16 protein-coding genes are annotated in these 21,101 nt (G+C 68.2%); 4 read left to right on the forward strand and 12 right to left on the reverse strand.

All coding sequences use genetic code 11. The features are described 5' to 3' along the window. Nucleotides 1-12 precede the first annotated feature (12 nt). A complete protein-coding gene (gene gjpA / locus RCP37_RS17060; protein WP_308484193.1) occupies nucleotides 13-1,194 on the reverse strand; it encodes an outer membrane porin GjpA in 1,182 nt (393 codons plus the stop codon). 462 nt (nucleotides 1,195-1,656) lie between these two features. On the opposite strand from gjpA (RCP37_RS17060), the gene RCP37_RS17065 reads away from it, so the two are divergent. Continuing rightward, nucleotides 1,657-2,700: an LLM class F420-dependent oxidoreductase gene (locus tag RCP37_RS17065; RefSeq protein ID WP_308484194.1), complete on the forward strand. Its 1,044-nt coding sequence runs from the start codon at nucleotides 1,657-1,659 to the stop codon at nucleotides 2,698-2,700. A gap of 56 nt (nucleotides 2,701-2,756) precedes the next feature. Next, a complete protein-coding gene (locus tag RCP37_RS17070; RefSeq protein ID WP_308484195.1) occupies nucleotides 2,757-4,580 on the forward strand; it encodes a fatty acyl-AMP ligase in 1,824 nt (607 codons plus the stop codon). 34 nt (nucleotides 4,581-4,614) lie between these two features. Here the strand turns inward: RCP37_RS17070 and RCP37_RS17075 are convergent, their stop codons facing one another. The 7 genes from RCP37_RS17075 to RCP37_RS17105 all read right to left on the reverse strand — a co-directional run bounded on the left by RCP37_RS17075 (nucleotide 4,615) and on the right by RCP37_RS17105 (nucleotide 9,667). Then, a complete protein-coding gene (locus RCP37_RS17075; RefSeq protein WP_308484196.1) occupies nucleotides 4,615-5,958 on the reverse strand; it encodes a hypothetical protein in 1,344 nt (447 codons plus the stop codon). A gap of 1 nt (nucleotide 5,959) precedes the next feature. Continuing rightward, nucleotides 5,960-6,262, reverse strand: coding sequence for a type VII secretion target (locus tag RCP37_RS17080; RefSeq protein ID WP_308484197.1), 303 nt, complete (start codon nucleotides 6,260-6,262; stop codon nucleotides 5,960-5,962). A 65-nt stretch (nucleotides 6,263-6,327) separates the two neighbouring features. Then, on the reverse strand, nucleotides 6,328-7,659 hold the full coding sequence (glmM, locus tag RCP37_RS17085; protein WP_308484198.1) for a phosphoglucosamine mutase: 1,332 nt from the start codon (nucleotides 7,657-7,659) through the stop codon (nucleotides 6,328-6,330). A 146-nt stretch (nucleotides 7,660-7,805) separates the two neighbouring features. After that, a complete protein-coding gene (gene rpsI, locus RCP37_RS17090; protein ID WP_308484199.1) occupies nucleotides 7,806-8,321 on the reverse strand; it encodes a 30S ribosomal protein S9 in 516 nt (171 codons plus the stop codon). Next, complete coding sequence (gene rplM, locus RCP37_RS17095; protein WP_024443784.1) at nucleotides 8,318-8,761, reverse strand: 50S ribosomal protein L13; 444 nt, start codon at nucleotides 8,759-8,761, stop codon at nucleotides 8,318-8,320. The genes rpsI and rplM overlap by 4 nt, the downstream gene beginning before the upstream one ends. Nucleotides 8,762-9,032: 271 nt before the next feature. Continuing rightward, on the reverse strand, nucleotides 9,033-9,329 hold the full coding sequence (locus RCP37_RS17100) for a WXG100 family type VII secretion target (protein ID WP_308484200.1): 297 nt from the start codon (nucleotides 9,327-9,329) through the stop codon (nucleotides 9,033-9,035). Between the two features lie 11 nt (nucleotides 9,330-9,340). Further along, entirely contained in the window at nucleotides 9,341-9,667 is a 327-nt protein-coding gene (locus RCP37_RS17105; protein WP_308484201.1) for a WXG100 family type VII secretion target, read from the reverse strand. 199 nt (nucleotides 9,668-9,866) lie between these two features. On the opposite strand from RCP37_RS17105, the gene RCP37_RS17110 reads away from it, so the two are divergent. Next, nucleotides 9,867-11,306 carry a PE-PPE domain-containing protein gene (locus RCP37_RS17110; RefSeq protein WP_308484202.1) on the forward strand — a complete coding sequence of 480 codons (1,440 nt, stop codon included), beginning with the start codon at nucleotides 9,867-9,869 and terminating at the stop codon, nucleotides 11,304-11,306. Between the two features lie 132 nt (nucleotides 11,307-11,438). On the opposite strand, the gene RCP37_RS17115 is transcribed toward RCP37_RS17110, so the two are convergent. Both RCP37_RS17115 and gjpA (RCP37_RS17120) read right to left on the reverse strand, forming a co-directional pair. Then, nucleotides 11,439-14,009 carry a PGRS repeat-containing protein gene (locus RCP37_RS17115; RefSeq protein ID WP_308484203.1) on the reverse strand — a complete coding sequence of 857 codons (2,571 nt, stop codon included), beginning with the start codon at nucleotides 14,007-14,009 and terminating at the stop codon, nucleotides 11,439-11,441. Nucleotides 14,010-14,078: 69 nt separating this feature from the next. Further along, on the reverse strand, nucleotides 14,079-15,191 hold the full coding sequence (gene gjpA / locus RCP37_RS17120; protein WP_308484204.1) for an outer membrane porin GjpA: 1,113 nt from the start codon (nucleotides 15,189-15,191) through the stop codon (nucleotides 14,079-14,081). A 247-nt stretch (nucleotides 15,192-15,438) separates the two neighbouring features. On the opposite strand from gjpA (RCP37_RS17120), the gene RCP37_RS17125 reads away from it, so the two are divergent. Then, nucleotides 15,439-16,293, forward strand: coding sequence for a helix-turn-helix transcriptional regulator (locus RCP37_RS17125; protein WP_308484205.1), 855 nt, complete (start codon nucleotides 15,439-15,441; stop codon nucleotides 16,291-16,293). A gap of 9 nt (nucleotides 16,294-16,302) precedes the next feature. Here RCP37_RS17125 and RCP37_RS17130 read toward each other — a convergent pair whose 3' ends face one another. Both RCP37_RS17130 and eccCb read right to left on the reverse strand, forming a co-directional pair. Then, entirely contained in the window at nucleotides 16,303-17,472 is a 1,170-nt protein-coding gene (locus RCP37_RS17130) for a type VII secretion-associated protein (RefSeq protein WP_308484206.1), read from the reverse strand. Then, nucleotides 17,469-21,056 carry a type VII secretion protein EccCb gene (eccCb, locus tag RCP37_RS17135; protein ID WP_308484207.1) on the reverse strand — a complete coding sequence of 1,196 codons (3,588 nt, stop codon included), beginning with the start codon at nucleotides 21,054-21,056 and terminating at the stop codon, nucleotides 17,469-17,471. Before eccCb ends, RCP37_RS17130 begins: the two co-directional genes overlap by 4 nt. Nucleotides 21,057-21,101: the final 45 nt, after the last annotated feature.

The raw sequence follows: 21,101 nt of genomic DNA on the forward strand, positions 1-21,101 counted from the left end.
GGCTATACGGATTTAGAGGCCCAGGGCGTCCAGGAGGCTCGTCCAATCGGCCGCATCCCCCACGCTCGAGCCGGCACCGCCGTCATCGAAGAAGTCAGAGGGGACGACGGGGAAAGAGAAGCCGGACAGCGGCGGCTCCACGGGCGGTTGGCCAGGGTTCTTGCCGTCCCAGTTCCACGCAGCCCCGCCCAGCAAACCGGTGATGGTCTGCTCCCAGCCCATGATGGCGCCGATCGGGCCGACCCCGTGGCTTTCAACGGTGAGTGTGAGCGGTACCCCGAGAAAGCCCGACGCGTCGATAGCGAGGCCGACGCTGTTAAAGATCGAACCGCCGACCGCGGGCACCTCGGAAACGATGTTTCCGGAGGCGTCATAAGTCGTGTACGCCGCGTTGGCCACCGAGCCGGGAGTCAGCAGGCCACCGAACGCGAAATCCAGATGGGAGAGGGTTCCCGGCGGCACCACACCGTCAAGCAGCGGCAGGATGAAGCCGAGGTCGAGGGTGGCGCCGTTGAAGAAGGCGCCGGTCATGTTGGCCAGGATCTCGTTCAGGCCGTCGCCGTCGTTGATGCTGTTCATCAGCGCGATCCAGGGACTAATCCCCGGCCCGATCATGCCCATGATCATGCCGCTCATCGGTGACGAGATGAAGTTGATGATCGCGTTTATCGGTTCGACGTCGGTACCGGGAGGCAGGAAGGCCGGCAACAGCTGCGGCAGGAGTCCGAACAGCAGGGAGTGGCCGAGGGTGAAGGTGGAGAGATCGGCACCCCCACTGAGGGTGTGCAGAATCGTGGTGGCTGCGGTCGGGTCATCCGCGGCGATGCCGAGCATGGTGTAGGCGTCGTTCACCGCACGCAGGTGCACCTGCATCTCGTTGACCACGTCGGGGATCTTCGACGGGTCGTTGAGGATCTCCTGGAAGTAGGAGTACTGGTTGGCGATGAACTGCTGGAACGCCACGAACGGAGCCAGGTTGAAGTTGTTGGCGAGCACCGTGGAGTTCTCGGCCGCGATGTTGTACTGCTCGATCCACGGCGCCATCGCGTCGGTCAGGAAGCTGGTGAGTGCGACGTCGTGGGCCTTGGGTATGTCGGGCAACGACGCGACCGCCGGCGGGACGGTGATCAGGGTGGCGCCCACGATCGCGATACCCGCCGTGGCGTAGGGGCGAAGGGTTTTCTGCACAGCCATCTCCTTTTGTGAGGTGCCGCCCTCGGCAAACGCCTGGAGAAGCTGTGGCGCTGCCGTGTTGCTCCTGGATTCACACTTATTCACTGATGTGAGACAAAACACTAACCGTGAGTAACTTAAGACACAAGCATCTTCGTCAAATAATTTTCGCCAGTTTCCAAAGCTCACAGGCGTTAACTTTCAAATACCTCGTGATCCTGCATAATTTTCGCCTGAGAGTGGACGGTCGTCCTGTTCCGGGCAGGACACACGCCCACAACGGGCCCGATAGCTGTACTATGGGCAAATCGGTGGACAGTCCCACAAACGACGGTCGCCGGGCCGTTGTACGGAGCCGACCACCGCGAAGCGCTGCACTAGCTGCCGGAGTTGTTCAGGGGCCGGCGGCACCGCAGGTGCCGGGGTTGGGCACCGCACTGTCGCAGTAGCTCGTAGTAGGGAGTGCCGTGGTATGTCTGTTAAGTGCGGATCGGTGTACAGCTGGCCTATGCGGGTGGGTTCAAGGAAGCGGTAGCGCAGGTTGTCGCGCTGGAGCGAGCCGGGATCGACGTGGTCTCGGTCGCCGAGGCCTACTCGTTCGACGCCATAAGCCAGCTGGGCTACCTGGCGGCCAAGACTTCGCGAGTCGAGCTCCTCACCGGAGTTCTGCCCATCTACACCCGAACGCCCGCCTTGCTGGCGATGACGGCCGCCGGCTTGGACTACGTTTCCGACGGCCGGTTCGCTTTGGGGCTGGGCACCTCGGGCCCGCAAGTGGTGGAGGGCTTCCACGGAGTGCCATTCGACGCACCCCTGGGCCGTACGCGCGAGGTCGTGGAGATCTGCCGGGCGGTGTGGCGCCGCGAACGCCTCAACTACCACGGGAAGCACTACCAATTGCCCCTTCCAGCGGACCGCGGAACCGGACTGGGCAAGTCATTGCAGTTGATCAACCACCCGGTGCGCGAGCGGATCCCGATCTCGATCGCCGCGTTGGGGCCCAAGAACGTCGAACTGACCGCCGAGATCGCCGACGGTTGGCAGCCGGTGTTCTTCTACCCGGAACGGGCCAATGACGTGTGGGGAGAATCCCTGAAAGCCGGTGCAGCCAAACGTGATCCGGCGCTGGGCCCGCTCGACGTCATCGTGGGGGCGTCGCTGGCCATCGGCGACGACGTCGAGGACCGGCTGGCATGGGTGAAACCGCAGCTGGCGCTCTACATCGGTGGAATGGGCGCCAAAGGTCGCAACTTCTATCACAACCTGGCCACCCGCTACGGCTTCGGCGACGTCGCCGATCGCATCCAGGAGCTTTACCTGTCTGGACGCAAGACCGAGGCGATCGACGCGGTGCCCGACGAGCTGGTGCGCAACACGTCGTTGGTCGGGCCGCGGGGCCTAGTAGCCGAACGGCTGACCGCCTACGCCGAGGCCGGCGTGACCACGCTGCTGGTCGGCCCGCTGGCCACCGGGCCCGACGAAGCGCTGCGCTACGTCGAAGAGCTGCGCGCCCTGCTGCCGTCCTGACTCTGCGCGCGGGGGCCGGGTGTGGTCCAGAACACCCCGCACGCCAAGATGGGCCCATGGAATTCACGCCCACCGTGACAACCCCCATTGCAGAAACCCTGGTAGAGCTGCTGCGTCGGCAAGCCGAGCGGTTCGGTGACAAGGTCGCATTCAGCTTCTCCTACAACGGCGACGACGAAGGCCGTAGCGAGCTGACGTTCAAAGAGCTGGACCGCCGCGCACGCGCGATCGCGGCGAATCTGCAGCGCTACGACGTCACCGGCGAACGGGTGCTGGTGCTGGTGCGGCCGGGCCTGGACTTCATCGCCGGGTTCTTCGGCTGCCTGTACGCGGGCGCCGTGGCAGTGCCGGTGCACCAGAAACTGGCGCCGCGCCTTCAGGTCGTCGTCCCCGACGCCCAGGCTCGGTTCGCGCTCACCGCCACCGAGAAGAGCCAGGACACCCGGGCCGCGGTCGCCGGGATTCCCGGGGAACCCGAGCAATGGTTCTTCACCGATGCCGGCGCCGACCCCGACACCTGGGTCGCCCCCGATATCGATATCAACTCCCCGGCCGCCATCCAGTACACGTCGGGGTCGACCCGCTCCCCCAAGGGCGTGCTGCTGAGCCACGGCAACATCCTGCACAACTGCGATGCCATCCGTCAGTCGTGGAACGGCGACGAGAACGCCAAAGGCGTGTTCTGGTTGCCACCGCACCACGACCTGGGTTTGATCGGCGGGATCTTGTCCATGATCTACATCGGGGCCAGCACGGCGCTGATGTCGCCGACGGCGTTCATCAAACGGCCGATGCGCTGGCTGGAACTGGTGTCGGCGCATCGCGGGGTGATCACCGCCGCACCGAACTTCGCCTACGACCGGTGCGTGGAGACCAGCACTGCCGAAGAGCGTGCCGCACTGGATCTTTCCTGTATGACCGTAGCGATGAACGGCGCCGAGTCGGTGCGCGCCACATCGCTGGCGGCGTTCGCCGACGCCTTCGCACCGGCGGGTTTCCAGCTCTCGTCGTGCTATCCGGTGTACGGGTTGGCCGAGGCCACCCTGTGTGTGGCGTCCGGATCGCCTGCCGGAGTGCCCGGGGTGCGCTACCTCGACCGGGTCGCGCTGGAGCAGGACCGCATCGTCGACGTGGCACCGGATGACCCCGCCGCCGCGACGTTCGTGGGCTGCGGTCAGCCGCGACAAGCCGACATCGCGATCGTCGACCCGGTGACCCGCCAGCCCTGCGGGCCCAACGAGGTCGGCGAGATCTGGGTTGCCGGACCCAATGTCGCGCTGGGCTATTGGAACAGGCCGGAGGAGACGGCGGCGACGTTCGGGGCGGTGCTGGCCGAGCCGGGCGATGAGACCCGCGGCCCGTTCCTGCGCACTGGAGACCTCGGTTTCCTATGTGCGGGTGAGATTTTCACCACCGGGCGATGCAAGGACCTGATCACCATCGATGGTCACAACTACTATCCCAACGACATTGAGTTCACCGTGCAGCAATGCGACTCGGTACTGGTTTCGGGCCGCGGGGCGGTCTTCGCCACCGACGCGCCGCCCGGTGGCCTCGAACAGCTTGTCGTCGTCCACGAAGTGGACAGTGCGCGGGCCGCTGAGACCGACCTCGACGCCGTCATCGAGGCGATTCGGCTGGCGGTCGCCACCCATCACGGGATCGCGGCCGACGCGGTAGTGCTGGTGCATCACGTGTCACTGCCGACCACCTCCAGCGGCAAGGTCCAGCGCGGCCAGTCCAAGCAGGACTTCGTCGAGGGCAAACTGGCGACCCTCGCCGAGTGGCGTACACCCACCCGGGAACTGTCGCTGGAAGAGCTGGAGGCGGCCGCCAAGATCGTCTCGACACTGCAGTCGTGGGGAGTCCGCCCGAGCTGAACGACGCGCCGGGCACCTAGCCGCCACGACGACGTCACTCCCCCACCTGCGGCAATTCCTCGGCCGCGGTCTCGCACGGAGTCTTCGGCGGGTTGACGTCGGTCTGCTCGACGGCCTCGGTGTTATCGCTGTCGGCGATAGGTTCAGAATCCGCGGCTACCGGTGGCAACTCCGGTGCGGCGTCGCTGATCGCCGCGTCCCCCGCCGGCTCCTCGGCGTCAGACTCCTCGGCGACCTCCCCCGCCGGTTCGGTCTCCGGCTCGGACTCCGGCTCGGACTCCGGCTCGGGATCGTCGGCGTCTGTGGGGTCGGCGTCGGCCCGGGTGTGATCGTCGAACGGCTCGTCGAGCGCCTGGCCGGCGCCGGGGTCGCCGAGCGCTTCGATAAGCCGCGGGAGCAGCCCGCCTAGGCCTGCGAGGCCGCCGAGCCCACCGCCCGCGCCACCCGGTAATCCCGCCGACGGCAAGCCCAGGTCGCCGGGCAGGCCGAGCGCGCCCGGCAGCCCCAGATCAGCCGGTTGGTCATCGAGCGGGCCGGCGGGCGCCGGGGTGTGCACTGTCGGTGCCGGTGGATCCGGCGCCACCGAGGCCGTCGGGGCCGACGGGGCCGACGGAACATCGACCGGGCCGGCGATCGCCGCAACCGGGACAGGCACGTTAGGCATTGCCACCTCGGGCCGAAGCACCGGTCCGAAATCCCCCGGAAGCGCGAACACCACACCCGCCCCAGGCTCGGCCGCCGTAATCGCGGCGCCGAATGCCGCAGCAATCCCGTCCTGCGCCGTTCGGATGGCCGCCACCCATTCGCCGCGAATATCGTTGTCCACGTAGGGCATTACCTGCTTGTCGACCACCTCGACGGCATCCTCCTCGTCGGTGCCGGAGCTCACCGCGTGGGCTGCCGCCAGCCAGGAAGGCCGGCGCGCGCCCACCCGTTCATCGACGGCCACCATCGCGGCGACCTTGACGTCGACCAACCGCCACAGCTCATCACGCAGCGCGCCACAGCCCGCGGCCGCGGAGCGCAACCGGGCGGTCAGCTGCGCGCCGGCCTCACAATGCTGACGCAGGAATTCCGCGGCGGCGTCGCCGCCCGGCCCCCGCCAGGCATTGGCCAGCTCGCCCAGTTGCTGTCGTTGCGAACGCACTGTGTCGTCGGCGGCGTCGGCGAGTGCATTCAGTGCGGCACAGTCGGTCTCGAGTGATCGCAGGTCCAGGCCGGCTTCGCTGTCGTAGCGGTCGACGAGCTGGCCGTCGTAGCCGGTGAGCTCCGGATGCCGGTATCCCCGTCGCCCGCAGGCCGACACGTAGGCCTGAGCGTGCGTGACCGCCTCGCGCCCCTCGGCCAGCCGGGCGGACACGTCGTATCGCTGGGCCACGTCAACCGACCCGTTCGGCAGCGCTGGCTTCGGCCTGTCCGTAACGCGCCAGCGCGGCCCGCAGTGCCGTGGCGATCTCGGTGTTGGCCCGCGACCAGCGCATCAACTCGGGCAACCAGGCCTGTAGCGCACGACGCAGCGACTCCCCTGCCCCGATATGGTCGCGCCCGGCAGTGACACCGTCGAATAGCAACCCGCCCAACCGGTTACGGGAAGCCGTATCAATGACCGATGCGGTCGCGTCGAAGTGGTCCGCCACCAAGCGCAGCGCGGAGGCGTCGAGGTAGAGCTGTTGTCGTCCCATACGGGTTTGACGCCGACAGCGCGGGAGGGGTTCCCGTTGGTTGCCCGAGACTCGCCGGGCTGGACTCAGTTCCGGGTGCGTACCGCGTCGGCGACGTCGGCCGCGATCCGGCGCGCGGTCTCCTCGTCGGAGGCTTCCACCATCACCCGGACGAGCTGCTCGGTTCCCGACGGGCGCAACAGGATTCGCCCAGTGTCACCGAGCTCGTCGGTGGCGCGCTGCACCGCATCGCGCACTGCCGGGCGGCCCACCGCCTCAGCCTTGTCCGTGACCTCGACATTGATCAGCACCTGCGGCAGCGTGCGCATCGCCGAGGCCAGGCCGGCCAGCGGAGTGCGGGTCTGCGCCATGCGCGCCATCAGACGCAGGCCGGTCATGATGCCGTCACCGGTGGTGGCCACCTGGGGCAGCACGATGTGGCCGGACTGCTCGCCGCCGAGGGTGAATCCGCCGGCACGCAGCTGTTCGAGGACGTAGCGGTCGCCGACGTCGGTGGTGTGCACCGTCACCCCGGCCTCGCGCATGGCCAGGTGTAGACCGAGATTGCTCATCACAGTCGCCACCAGGGTGTCGTCCGCCAGTTCGCCGGCGTCGCGCATGGCCAGGGCCAGCACGACCATGATGGCGTCACCGTCGATGACGTTGCCGTCAGCGTCGACGGCCAGGCAGCGGTCGGCGTCACCGTCGTGTGCCAGGCCCAGGTCGGCGCCGTGGTGACGCACCGCGGCACGCAACGGTTCCAGGTGCGTCGAGCCGCACCCCTCGTTGATGTTGAGCCCGTCGGGGTCGGCGTTGATGGTGATCACGGTGGCCCCGGCTGCCCGGTAGGCCCGCGGCGCCGCGTCCGATGCTGCGCCATGAGCGCAGTCCACCACGACGGTCAGGCCGTCCAGCCGGCTGGGATTGGACTCACTCAGGTGCCGCAGGTAGCAGTCCAGCGCATCCTTGGCGTCCACCACCCGGCCCAGCTCGGCGCCGATCGGGCGCAAGCCCGGTCCGGCGGCGACCAGGTCTTCGATCTGGTCCTCGGTCGCGTCGTCGAGCTTGTGTCCGCCGGGACCGAAGAATTTGATGCCGTTGTCGGGCATCGGGTTGTGCGAGGCGGAGATCATCACCCCGAAATCGGCTTCATACGCGCTGGTCAGATAGGCCACTGCCGGGGTCGGCAGCACACCGGCGCGTAACGCATGGACGCCCTGGCTGGTCAGCCCGGCGATGACCGCCGCTTCCAGCATCTCGCCGCTGGCCCGCGGGTCACGGCCGACGACGGCAACCCGGCGTCCGGTACCGGTGGAGAGCCGCTGCGCCGCCGCGCCGCCCAGCGCGACCGCCAGCTCGGCAGTCAGCTCGCGGTTGGCAACCCCGCGAACGCCGTCGGTGCCGAAAAGTCGACCCATAACTATCCTTTATCGCCGCGAGCGCGCGTATCCCCGACCCGACACGCCGGTATCAGAGAAGGAAACACGCACCCTCAAACGCAAGCCGGGGGCACCTTCCGCGTGCGGAAGGCACCCCCAACTCGCTGCCAAAGTGCAATCGCAGATCAGCGCTTGCTGTACTGCGGAGCCTTACGGGCCTTCTTGAGACCGTACTTCTTGCGCTCGGTGGCCCGGGGGTCACGAGTCAGGAAGCCGGCCTTCTTCAGCGCCGGACGGTCTTCGGGCTGGACGATGATCAGCGCGCGGGCCAGAGCCAGCCGCAGCGCACCGGCCTGGCCGGAGGGGCCGCCGCCGTCGAGGTGGGCGTAGACGTCGAAGCTGTCCACCCGGTCCACGGTGACCAGCGGGGCCTTGATCAGCTGCTGGTGCACCTTGTTGGGGAAGTAGGCCTCCAGGGTGCGCCCGTCCAGGTTGAACTTGCCGGTGCCGGGCACCAGGCGCACACGCACCACGGCCTCCTTGCGGCGGCCGACGGTCTGGATGGGACGACCCAGGTCGTGCGGCTCGTAAGCCGGCGCGACCTCTTCGTACACCTCTACGGTCTCGTCAACCACGGGGGCCTCGGCGGCCTCGGCGGTCTCGTCGATGGCCTCAGTACCTTCAAATGCAGTCTCGGTCATTGCGCCACCTGCTTGATTTCGAACGGGATCGGCTGCTGGGCGGTGTGCGGGTGCACCGGGCCGGCGTAGACGTGCAGCTTGCGCTGAATCTGACGCCCCAGCTTGTTGTGCGGGATCATCCCGAGGATCGCCTTCTCCACGACGCGGTCGGGACGGGTCTCCATCAGCTCACCGATGCTGCGCTTGCGCAGTCCGCCCGGGTAGCCCGAGTGGCGGTAAGCCATTTTCTTCTGCAATTTGTCGCCGCTGATGGCGACCTTGTCGGCGTTGATGATGATGACGAAGTCACCGCCGTCAACGTTCGGCGCGAATGTCGGCTTGTGCTTGCCGCGCAGCAGGGTTGCTGCCGCAACGGCGAGCCGGCCGAGCACCACGTCGGTGGCGTCGATGACATACCACGAACGTGTGGTGTCACCCGCCTTCGGCGCGTAGGTGGGCACAGCGCTTACCTCTTCTTTTAACTCGAGCCGGGGTTTCCCGGTTCTAGCGGATCCCGGTGCGAGCCGGGTGCCGGTCTGGCGGCGACACGTTGGTTCTCGGCGACCGACAGTGACCCGAGGACCCGCTGTGCCAGGAGGCACTGCACGCCAACGGTGCAGCTTACCGGCGGGGATCGGGGCGGGTCAAAACGGTCATCGACGGCGTTTGAGCCGGCGTGGCCCCGTCGGCTCTCCTCCGTCGGGGCCACACCGTGTTCGGGGGTGGCCTCTCCTACCTCCCCCAAGCTCCCGCGGCGCGACGATCGGCGTCGGCGACGTCGGCGGCACCGTCGCGCACGGCGCCGCCCAGGTCGAACAGGATCTGGTTCAGCGCGCTGACGGCGTGTTGCCATCGCAGCTGTTCAGCGTGGTAGGCGTCGGCTGCCTCCCGCGTCCAGACCTGCTGCAGGGGTGCGATCTGCGACCGCAGCTCCTCTAGTGACCCGTTGAGCCGGGCGGCCGTGGAGTGGATCTCTTGGCGGACGGCATATTCGATCTCGTCGAAGTTGTACGACAGTGCGGCGTCCATGTCCGGCCCGCTCAGATGCCGTCGCCGGCGGCGGCGATGTGGTGGGAGTGGGCCTGGGCGACCTCGCGCAGCGCCCGCTCGTTGTGGCGGATGGTCTCGGCGATCCGCGCCAGCGCGTGGTGCAGCTTCACCGATTCGGCGTTCCAGCGGTCCACGACATCCTGGAACCGGGCGGCCGCCAGGCCCGACCACACCGACGGCGGCACCGCCCGCATCTTGCCGACAAAGGCCTGCAGCATCCCCCGGATCTCCTCGTTACGGGCGTCGGTGGCCGCCGCGACGGCGCGCATGACGTCGAAGTCGGCGCTGAGTGTGCTGGTGGCTGCGGGTGTGGTCACATCGTCTCCTGCCGTCGGCGGGCGCGATCGAGTCGCGCTGATATGTAGTTCGACTGTTGCCGCGCGGGTTCGGTTCCATCGAGCTTTCTGCGCATTCCCCGTCCAGGGCCGCCGACTGGATGACATAAATGCAGAACGAGGACCGTAAGTCTTGAGCTGACTGATGCATGCGGCCCGTCGACTGCATGTAGGAGGGGAAATGCAGCGTGCCCTGGGCTACCTCACCGCTGGACTGGCCATCGCCGGCGCCGGCGTGCCGGTCGTTCCGCCGGTGCAGCCAGCGGCAGCACACGCGCAGGTGCTATTGGCCGGCGCTGAATCCTCGCTCGGGGACGGCACCGCGCTGATCATGGGCGCCAGCTTCGTCGCAACCCCCAGCCAGGGTTGGCTCAACGCGTTCGACAGGTTGTATCTGCAACCGCATGGGTTCACCGGTGACCTCCTGCCGGTGACCACACCGGAGTCGCTGTATCCGTTCACCGGCCCGTTCAGCATGACGTTCGACAACTCGACGGCCCACGGCCAGCAGATCATCCTGGACGCGATCAAAGCGCAGATCGCCGCCGGCGCAGTCAGTCACGACAATCCCGTTGTGGTCAGCGGCTATTCGCAGAGTTCCACGATCGACTCACTGCTGATGTCGCGGCTGGCGGCCGAGGGGGTGGACCCCAACGACGTGCACTTCGTGCTGCTGGGCGACCCCAGCAATCCCAACGGCGGCCTGCTGGAACGCTTCGCGGTCCCGGACGGCAACACCCCCGACGCCACCAGCCTGGGACTTACTTTCAGCGGTGCGACACCGTCGGATATCTCCCCGACCGATATCTACACCTACGAGTACGACGGCTTCGCCGACTTCCCGAAGTACCCGAGCAACTTGCTGTCCGATCTCAACGCCTACCTCGGCATCGTCTTCAACCACATCGCGTACCTGGGGCTGACGCCGGATCAGGTCGCCAACGCGATCCAACTCCCGACGTCGACGGCCGACTCGCTGACCAACTACTTCATGATCGAGTCGCCCAGCCTGCCGTTGCTGGACCCGCTGCGGTTGGTTCCGTTCGTCGGCAATCCCCTGGCGGATCTGCTGCAGCCGAGCCTGTCGGTGTTGGTCAATCTGGGGTACGGCAGCATCGACAACGGCTGGTCGCCGGGGCCCGCCGATGTGCCCACACCCATGGGGTTCCTGCCGCCCCAAAGTGTCTTGGACCAAGTTCCCGACGCCCTGCTGAATGGCTTACAACAAGGCGTCCAGGACGCGTTCAAAACCCTGATGGATCCGACCAATTACCAACTGATCTCGCCCCAGACGATGGACTACGTACTCGATCCGATCATCAATTCCGCGATAGCCGCGTTCAACCTCGACGGCTCACCGGACGAGATCTCGAACTACCTCTCGACGTTCCTCGCCGGCGCCGCGAACTGGTTCACCCAGGGCTTCGGGGAGTTGTCGTTCACCCACACCGGCCTCCCTGCGGTCGACATGGCCAGTGCGCTGCTGTTCACCCTGCCGCCGCTGGCCGTGGAGCTCTTCAACACCGAGATGGCCGCCGGCAACCCACTCGACGCGATCGGCGAACCACTGGCAGCCCTGGTCGGACTCGCCCCGCTCATGCTGGTCGGGGCGCTGCTCTAACCACTCGCCCGGACCACGGCGAGCGTGTGCACAGGCACGGTTCTGCACACGCTCGCCGCACAAGTGGCCCGCAAATGGCACGGTCGCCGGGCCCCATGTAGGGACCCGGCGACCGTGTCGAGGGAGTACTGGCTAGCCGGGGTTGCCCGCGTTGCCGGCGTTGCCGTCAGCACCAACGGGGTCTCCGGCGCCACCGGCGCCACCGGCACCGGCCGCACCGCCGGCACCGCCTGCACCCACCGTGCCTGCGTTGCCGTTACCAGCCCCGCCCTGCCCGGCCGTGCCCGCCGCGCCACCGGCCGCGCCGTTACCGCCGTTACCGCCGTTACCGCCGGCCAGGCCCGCGCCGGTGTCCGGGTTGACGCCACCGGCACCGCCAGCACCGCCTCCGCCACCGTCACCGCCACGCCCGCCGTTGCCGGCGTTACCGCCGGTGCCGTTCTGCGAGGTGCCGCCGTTGCCGCCCTTGCCGCCGACAGCGCCGGTGGACCCGTTGCCGCCGTCGCCGCCGGCCGTCTTGCCGGGCGCTCCGGTAAGCGGGTTGTTGCCGGTCGATCCTGCGGCGCCGTAACCGCCCCGGCCGCCCTGGCCGCCCTCGCCGCCATTGCCGCCGTTGACGCTGCCGGCCCCGTTGCCACCGTTGCCGCCGGCGCCACCGACGCCCGCGGTGCTGCCGCTACCGCCTGCCGCGCCCCCGGAACCGCCGATACCGCCGTGACTGGGCCCGATGCCCAGTGTGTTGATCGGGGTTTGTACGCCGCCGCTGTTGCCACCGTTACCGCCCTTGCCGCCGGCTCCCGAGACGGTGTCCGAACTTGAGCCGTTGCCGCCACCGCCACCGTTGCCGCCCGAGGCGGTGCCATTCCCGCCGTCGCCGCCGGCACCGCCAGCACCGCCCGGAGCGCCGTTGCCTGCGCCGCCGCTACCGCCCCAGCCGCCGTTGCCGCCGACGCTGACCACGCCGGGGCCGGTCGCGCCGTTGGCACCGTTACCGCCTTGGCCGCCCACACCGCCGGCGCCGGTGCCACCGGTGAGCATGTTGGTGTTGGTCTGACCTCCGCTACCGCCGGCCCCACCGTTGCCGCCGATACTCCAGATGGTGCCGTCGGCGTCCTTCCATCCGGTGGCAACGCCGCCGTCGGCCCCATTGCCGCCAGCCCCGCCGTTGATCCCGTTGGCGCCGTTGCCGCCACCGCCGCCGTCACCGCCCTTGTAGGTGCCGGTGCCGCCGGCGCCGCCGTCGGTGCTGGCACCGGTGGTGTAACCGTTGCCGCCGCCGCCGCCATAGCCACCCCGGCCGCCAATTGTCTGGATGGTGTTGTCGGTGGTGGCACCGTTGCCGCCGGCCCCGGCCTGGCCGGCGTCTCCGCCGCGCCCGCCTTCCAGGTCACCGCCGTAGCCGCCTTGGCCCCCGGAACCGCCGTTGCCGGCGGTGCCGGTCACCCCGACCGCGCCGGTGGCGTTACCGCCGACACCGCCGTTGCCGCCGTGCCCGCCGATACCGGTGGCGCCGTCGGTGGTGGCGGAATTGCCCAGGCCGTATCCGCCGCTGCCGCCCCAACCGCCGGCGTTGCCGCCGTTGATGCCGGAGCCGCCGTTGCCGCTGTTGCCGCCGTTGCCGCCGGCGTAGCCGGCGCCGCCGTCACCGCCGATGCCGCCCTCGGCGCCGTTGCCGATGTAGTGGCCGTTGGCGTCCTTGACTGCTTCGCCACCGGCGCCGCCGTTGCCGCCGTCGCCACCGTCGCCGGCCTGGCCGGCACTGCCATAGAGCGGGGCGCCGTAGAACATGGAACCGCGGGCACCACCGAGGCCGCCCACGCCGCCGCGGCCACCGACGCCACCGGCCAGTCCGTTCGTGCCATCGTTGGTGCCGGCGCCACCGTCGCCGGCCGCGCCGCCGCCACCACCCTTGCCGCCGTTGCCAAGCAGGTATCCGCTGACCCCGCCGGCACCACCGTTGCCGCCTTGGCCCCCGCTCATGCCCGTACCGCTGCCGTTCTGGGTGCCATCCATGCCGGCGGCGCCGGCTCCGCCAGCCCCGCCGTTGCCGAACATCCACGCCATCGCCGCACCGCCATCGCCGCCGGTGCCACCGAAACCGCCTGCCACAGTCGCGATGCCGCCGGCTCCGCCGTCGCCGCCGTGGCCCATCCAGACGCCGCCGATACCACCGTTGCCACCAGCGGCACCCGCACCACCGTCACCGCCATCACCGCCGTTGCCGAAGCCCAGGGCGTTACCGCCGTTGCCGCCGGCCACCCCGTCCACTTCGCTGGTCCAACCCGCACCACCATCGCCGAACCACAGGCCACCATGGCCACCATCGGGGTTCTCGGCGGTCCCGTCGAGACCGTCACCGATCAAGTACTGCCCCGAAATCGTGTTGATGGCACCGTTGACCATCTCACCGAGCGGGTTGTTGATCCAGAACTCCGTCAGCATGTGCAACGGGCTGTAGAACATCTGGTCAAACAGCGTGGCCATGTTGAAATCACTGAACGCAGCGGACATGTCACCGAGATCGAAGGCGTTTGCCGACCCAGAGACGTCGACGTCGGCGACTGGGACCGCCCAGTCGAAACTGAACAGATCCTCGAAGAAATCAGCCTGCGCGGCCGGCGCCGGTGCCAGCGGCGTCATACCGAAGGCCAGAAACGCCGCCACGGCGCTGCCGGTACCGATCATGCGGTTGCGGTAACTCATGTGTGAATACCTCTCGTGCGAAAAGTCTGGTTTGGGAAGGGTTTTAGGGGGATTGACGCCAGGCGGGGGTTACAGACCCAGCAAGTCGGCGAACCAGTCGCTAGCCGCGGCACCACCGGCACCGCCATCGTCGAAATCGTTGATCACCGGCAAGTCGACACCGGCCAGCGGCGGGGTCACCGGCACCGCACCCTTGCCGTCCCAACCCGAACCCAGCAACGCACCAACGGTCTGCCCCAGAGCCTGCATCGCCGCGAACGGACCGACCGCATTGCTGCCGATCTCCAGGGATCCCAGCACCGGAATCCCGTTGAGCGTCAAGCCGACACTGTTGAGGATCGAGCCACCCACCGCGGGCGTCTCGGCCACCACCTCACCGTTGGCACCCAACACCTGATAGGGGTCGATGGCCACATGACCGGCGGTCAGCCACCCACCGAACGCGATATCCAGATGGCCGATGCTGGCACCGGCCGGCAGGAAGTCGCCGGCAACGGAGTTGATCATCGGCAGCAGGCTGTCCAGGTTCAAGGTGGCACCGTTGAGGGCCGCACCGAAAACGTTGGCCAGGGTGTCACCGAGATTGTCGCCGTCACCGATGCTGTTGAGCAGACCCACCCACGGCGCGATCCACGGCCCCACCGACCCCATGATCAACCCACTCAGCGGCGAGGACAGCAAGTGGATGATCGGGACCATCTCCGCCGGGAACATCCCACCCGCCAGCGAGGCCAGCGGCCCAGCGAACAGGTCATACCAGCCAAACGAGAACGTCGACGCATCACCGGCGGCCAGGGTGTGGCTCATGACCATTTCCAGGGTCTGCGTGCTGGCGTTAGACAGCGTGTACCCGGTCAAAAACCCATCGAGATTGTGGCGCATCTGCTCGGTGACCGCGGTGATGTTCGCCGGGTCATCCATCAACTGCTGGGCATAGTGCATCTGGTTGGCGATGAACTGCTGAAACGCAATCCCCGGCGCTAGGTAGTAGTTGTTGAGCATCTGCGTCACGTTCTGCGAGGCCGCGTTGAACACCTCATCCCACGCGCTGCTCGCGGTCAACGCCACACCGCGCATCGCGCCGACCTCAGGCAGCGGCATGACGACCGGGGACGCCGCGATCAGACCGGCACCCGCAATCGCGACACCAACTGTCGCGTAGGGGCGAATTGTTGCGCGCAAGGGATATCTCCTCAAGGTTGTTGCGACGGTCAAAGGTGGTTTCGGTGTTAGCTGGAGCGCTCCAGGAAAGGCGAGGCTAACCACAAGGATCTCTCAGGCAGCGCAAGGGTTTCCTAACGCCGGGCACACAACGAGATGCGAATACAACGCCATGACAGCGCATCTCGTTCAGCACCCCTTAAAGCTAACCGTCATTTATCTGTGAGATTAGGACGTTTTTTCGCAGGTTTGGACTATCGTCGGCGCCATGCTTCCCACAGCCCGCTTGGTGCGTCAGCGCGCCGGGGTAAAGGTCTACGACTATCCGATCGATCCCCACCTGCCCCCGGTAGTGGTGGCCCGGGTCGGACAGGAAAGGCTGTCCGAGCACGGTCAGATCCACAACTTCCCGGCCATATGGTGCGACCGGGCGACCGGGGTGGTCTACGTGGTGGCGATGGGCGCCACCGTCGGCCCAGAGGGCGTGGAGTGCACCGACGACGGTGTCGCGGTGTTCTTCGATCCGGCTGCGATCGGCGACGACGGCGCCTCCCCATGGCTCTCCTGGCGGTCGCATCCCCTGCTGTGCCTGTTCCTGCATGAGCGCGAAGACGGTCTGCTGCGCGTGGAGTTGCCCGTCGCCGATCGTCCGGCGTTCTTCCGCATCCTCAAATCAATGAAATACGAACTCGCGCAACGACAGGACGGTGACCGCGAAGCGGTGTCGGCTCTGCTGACCCTGCTGCTGGTCAAGCTCAGCCGACTCGCCTCCGACACCGTCGGCGGCCTGCGCCAGGAAGACGAACCGCTGCTGGCCGAGGTATTCGCAACCATCGACCGGCGCTATACCGAGCCACTGTCGCTACGCGAAGTCGCGCGTGAGATTTCGGTCTCGCCGGGGCACCTGACCACAGTCGTGCGCCGCCGTACCGGCCGCACGGTGCTGGAGTGGATCACCCAACGTCGAATGGGCGAAGCCCGCCGCCTGCTGATCGATACCCGGTTGTCGATCACCGAAATCGGGCACCGAGTCGGACTACCGGATGCGGCCTATTTCACCAGGCAGTTCCGCCAAACGCACGGCGTTTCGCCCAGCCAGTGGCGAAAAGCCCCTCCGCTATGACACAGACCTTCAGCTGACGGCGTGGGCGGAGCGCACCGCCTGCTCACACACCGGGCGCAGCGCTTTCTCGCCTACCAGTCCGCTCTGGCACCCGATACCGATACGCACCGCGCGGTCGACCATGACCGCCCAGTCGACGTGGTGGCCGTCGCGAACCTCCCGATAGGTCACCGCGGGCCGTCCCGCGCTGGTGCCGGCCGGGTCGAAACCGACGAACACTCCGGGCGTTTCGGCGTCAGCACGTTGCAGTGCTCGCTGCAGCGGCTCTGCGATGGCGGCCAGGGTGTCGCCGGCGGCCGGCGCTTGGGTCACGTGCAGCACCAGCTGCGGGTCGTCGGGAGACATCGCCTCCACCCGCGCCGATCCTGGCCCATCTGCCACCCGTCGCGTCGACCACCCATTCGGAATCTGTACCGCTACATGGCCTTCCACTAGGTAGGTCACGGGATTCTCGGTGTCCGAACGAGCGTCATGACGTGCCAGAAGGCCCAGCGCCACCACAGCGCCGACCAGGGCGGCCGGGGCCAGTCGCCGGCGGCGAGCAGCGGGGGCCGGTTCGGCGACCGGTGCATTACCCGTGCGGCGGATCGGCGGCAGCCGATCGACCACGGTTGCCCGCACCTCGGGCCACAACCGCTCCTCGATCAGCGCAGACAGCGCCGCTGCCCCACCGATCCCGGCCGGTGCGTCGATCACGACCGCTCCGGGATGACCCCGCACCACCGCACGTATCCGGCGCCCCACCGCGTCGGCGACCTCGTCGGGGGAGCCGATGCGCGGCTCGGCGACCACGTCAGCGCTACCGACGCCGGTGACGGCCACCAGGCCGGCGGCGATCTCCACGACTACCGCGGCGTGGGATGCGCCGCCTAGCACCGTTGCTCGCGATCGGGTGACCACCTCGCCGGCCAGCTCTTGCGCCGCTGCGGCGAGCAGCTGCACCCGGCGGACCGGCCACCACGACGGGTGGATGAGCTCGACCGACTCACCAGGCAGCGCGCAGTTCAGCACCTCGCGCAACAGCTTGGGCACCGCGACCGGTTGCCCGTCGACCAGCCCAACCGGCTCATCGATCCACTCCAGTGCTGCCGCGGCATCAGCCGATTCAGCCCCGCCGCAACACAATCGGCGGATAGTCGCGGGACCAGCCTCGATCACCGCACGATGCCCGACGCTCACGGCTCCCAAGCCACCTGAATAAGCCGCTCGCCATCGGACCGGGTCATCAGGGTGCCGCGCCCGGGCGGCAGCGGTGTCGCGCGAACCACGCCCCACGGGGCGTCCGCAGCGCTGGCGGCCACGCCGCTCATCATCAGCGTCATCGCGCCCAGATCGGTCAGCGCGGTCAGCATTGGTTCGTACATCGACCGGCCCGCTCCCCCGCCGCGACAGGCGACGATCAGGTGCAGCCCGAGGTCGCCGGCGTGCGGCAGAAATTCCAGCAGTGGTGTCAGCGGATTCCCGGTGCCGGCGGCCACCAGGTCGTGGTCATCGACCACCACGTACAACTGCGGGCCGCACCACCACACCCCGGTCCGCAGCTGGTGCGGGCCGAGGTCGGCACCGGGCATCCGTCTCGCCAGCTGGTCAATCAGGTTCGGCAACAGCGTTGTCAACGCGGGCCGCGACATCGCGTAACCGGCCAAATGTTCAGTCGGTACGACGTCCAGCAGGCCGCGCCGGTAGTCAACCACCAGTAACTGAGCCTGCTCGGCTGGGTGGACCCGCACCAGCTCCCGGCACAACGTTCGCAGCGCGGAAGTCTTGCCGCACTCGCTGCCGCCCAGGATCAGTAGGTGCGGTTGGCGGCCGAAATCGATAGGGACAGCCTCGAGTCCGCGTTCGTCGATGCCCAGAACCGGCAGGTCATCGGCGTTGGCGACCAGGTCGTCCCGGGCTACGAGGGGTGGCAGCAGCCGGATCGGTGGTGCCACGGCACCGTCGGGGTGGTGCATCGGTTCCCAGCCGTGCGGGCGGGCCAGCAGCATGTGCATGCCGTCGTGGGTCAGCCCACGTCCGGGCCGGCCCTGTGGCACCCGCTGGGCCTGGCGGCGATCCAGTTCGGATTCGGCCGGATCCCCCAGCCTCAGCTCGATACGGCTGCCGATCAGGTCCCGCAAGGCGGGCCGCACCTCGGCCCACCGCGACGCGGCCAACATCACGTGCACACCAAAGGACAGGCCACGGGCGGCCAGCGCGACAATCCTGGCCTCCACCTCGAATTCGCCGCACAGGGCGGACCATCCGTCGATCACCAGGAAGACGTCTGGGGTCGGGCGTTCGTCGTCGGCGATGCGGCCGGCTCGCTGGCCTTCGCGCCGCGCCAGCACGGCTTCCATCTCGGCGACCACCCGCCGGACCAGGTCCGGTTGCCCAACGCCGGCGACAGCGCCGACGTGCGGCAGGGTTCGGATCGCCGAGAGCGCCCCGCCACCGAAGTCCAAGCAGTAGAACACAACACGGGTCGCATCGTGGGTGGCGCTCAGCGCGGCGATGAGGGTATACAGCGCGGTCGATTTGCCCGACAGCGGGGCGCCCACGACGGCGACATGTCCGGCGGCGCCGTCCAACCGGATCGACAAGGTGGTTCGACGCTGCTCGAAAGGCCGATCCACGATGCCGATTGGAACAGTCAGACCGGCGTCGTCGGCGTCAAGCAGTGATCCCAGTGTTGGGGATTCTCCCAGGGGCGCCAGCCATATCTGTCGCGCCGCGGGGCCGTGCCCGGACAGGCGCTGCAGCATTGTCTGCAGCACGGTGTGTCCACCCGGATCGGCAGCTTCCCGAACCCGACCGAGTGGCGTGGCGGTGAACGCGAGTACCGCGCCGGAATCAGTTCTGGCTGGAGGGCACATCCCGGAGACGTAGGCCGTCTGGAATTGCCGCACCGCGCCGTCGGCGGTGCGTAAAAGTCCAATCCCGGGGATATTGGGCAGTTCGTGGGCGGCGTTGGTGCCCAGCACGATCCGGGATTCGGCGGCCGACATCGTCTTGAGACACACCCGGTAGGACAGGTGCGAGTCCAGACCGCGGAGCCTGCCCTCCTCGAGCCGCTGGCTGGCCAGCAAGAGATGCATTCCCAGCGAACGGCCCAACCGGCCGATGCCGACGAAGGTGTCGAGGAGATCGGGATGCTGGTGGAGCAGTTCGGAGAATTCGTCGACGATGACCAGCAGCGCCGGCAGGGGCAGTAGCTGCGGCTGCGTGGTTCGCGCCTGCCGATATGCGGCGATGCTGGGCACCCCGACAACGCGCAGCTGTTGCTGGCGCCGCCGCATCTCGCCGGCCAGCGCGTCGCGCATCCGTTCCACCAGCGATGCCTCCTCAGCGAGGTTCGTGATAACCGCACTGACATGCCGGGCCTGCTGGAAGTCGAGAAATGTTGCACCGCCTTTGAAGTCGACCAGCACCAGGTTCAGGTCCTCCGGCGAATGGAGGGCCGCCATGCCCAGCACCAGCGTGCGCAGGAACTCCGATTTCCCCGAGCCCGTGGCGCCGATACACAGCCCGTGCGGACCACTGCCGTGTTCGGCGGCCTCTTTGATGTCCAGTCGTACCGGCCCTCCGCTCGGGTCCGTGCCGATCGCGACGCACAAGGGCTGCGCCGATGCGCGTGCCCATTCCGCCGGGGCATCGAAGCGGTCGATGTCGCCGATGCCCAGCAGATGAGCCCACGCCACGTTCCCGGAGCCGGCGGCCCGGTGCGCGGCCAGGCGCAGGGCACACACCACTGCGTCGGCGGGCGGCAGAAAGTCCGGCCGGCCAAGGTGGTCATCGGCGTGGCGCAGCACCGTCGCGGTCACGTGCAGCGAGCGGGCCTCGCCTCGCGCACCTGCCTCGGCCACTCGGAGACCGGTGGCATCGTCGATGATCACCACCGCCCGCCGGCCGGCCAGGCTGGTTTCGGCGACGGTCAGGTCGGGGTAGGTCAGCCGCAATGGTCCGCCGGCATCGGTGGCCGACGGATGTTGATGGTGTGGCAGCCATTTCAGCCAATCCCAGTCGCCGCGATGCCGGCCGTCCACGGCCGCGATCAGCACCTTATCGGGGCCGTGCAGCACGGCGAGCTGACAGATCAGCGCGCGCAGCAGACCCCGGGCTCGCTCGGTGTCGCCGTCGAGGCGCAGCGGCGACGGCCCCAGCACCATCAGCGCGACTGGTATGTCGGGCACCGCCGCATAGGTGTCCAGGAAGCGGCGCAGCGCCGCGTCGGTGACCGGATCGGCCCGTCGCATCGGATCGCACGAGGGTGCCACCAGTCGACTGGCCGGTGCGGTCGGGCCGATCCCGACTCGCACCGAGCCGAAGTCGGGGTCGCCGAGCTGACGCTCCCACATTCGGGGCCCACCGACCAGCGTCCACAGTGCGTCCGGTTCCGGATGCGACCACCGTGCCCAGGCGCGCTGGGCCGCAGCGTTGTCTGCCACGGACTTTCGCAATCCCGCGAGGTAGGCCAGGTAGTTGTCGCGGTCATCGTCGATGTCGTTGCCACGTCCATGGTTTCGTCCGGCGAATACGGCGGCCACCGCCGAGGTGAGAATCATCAGCGGGAACAGTGCGAACATCGGGCTGCGTGCGGCCGGGGAGCCCGAGCGGTAGGCGACGGCGGTCACGGCCAGCATCCCCACCGCCATAACGGCGGGCAACAGCCGGGCCAGAATCATCCGCGGCTCGGGCTCCGGCACCGATGGCGGTGCAGCGACGGTGATTTCGCCCCGCGACGGCGACGGGGGTGGGAGCGCGGTCGGCGTGGGACCGGTCATCGGCACACCGTAGGCAGCGTCGACTCCACCGACAAGTCAGCTGTG

Origin of the sequence: Mycolicibacter sp. MU0102 (assembly GCF_963378105.1) — a bacterium.
Taxonomy (GTDB): Bacteria; Actinomycetota; Actinomycetes; order Mycobacteriales; family Mycobacteriaceae; genus Mycobacterium; species Mycobacterium holstebronense.

Bases quoted from the DNA above. Each gene is read 5' to 3' on its own strand.
- gjpA (WP_308484193.1), bottom strand. From the start codon at position 1,194: ATGGCTGTGCAGAAAACCCTTCGCCCCTACGCCACGGCGGGTATCGCG.
- RCP37_RS17070 (WP_308484195.1), top strand. From the start codon at position 2,757: ATGGAATTCACGCCCACCGTGACAACCCCCATTGCAGAAACCCTGGTA.
- RCP37_RS17080 (WP_308484197.1), bottom strand. From the start codon at position 6,262: ATGGGACGACAACAGCTCTACCTCGACGCCTCCGCGCTGCGCTTGGTG.
- glmM (WP_308484198.1), bottom strand. From the start codon at position 7,659: ATGGGTCGACTTTTCGGCACCGACGGCGTTCGCGGGGTTGCCAACCGC.
- rpsI (WP_308484199.1), bottom strand. From the start codon at position 8,321: ATGACCGAGACTGCATTTGAAGGTACTGAGGCCATCGACGAGACCGCC.
- RCP37_RS17100 (WP_308484200.1), bottom strand. From the start codon at position 9,329: ATGGACGCCGCACTGTCGTACAACTTCGACGAGATCGAATATGCCGTC.
- RCP37_RS17110 (WP_308484202.1), top strand. From the start codon at position 9,867: ATGCAGCGTGCCCTGGGCTACCTCACCGCTGGACTGGCCATCGCCGGC.
- RCP37_RS17115 (WP_308484203.1), bottom strand. From the start codon at position 14,009: ATGAGTTACCGCAACCGCATGATCGGTACCGGCAGCGCCGTGGCGGCG.
- RCP37_RS17125 (WP_308484205.1), top strand. From the start codon at position 15,439: ATGCTTCCCACAGCCCGCTTGGTGCGTCAGCGCGCCGGGGTAAAGGTC.
- eccCb (WP_308484207.1), bottom strand. From the start codon at position 21,056: ATGACCGGTCCCACGCCGACCGCGCTCCCACCCCCGTCGCCGTCGCGG.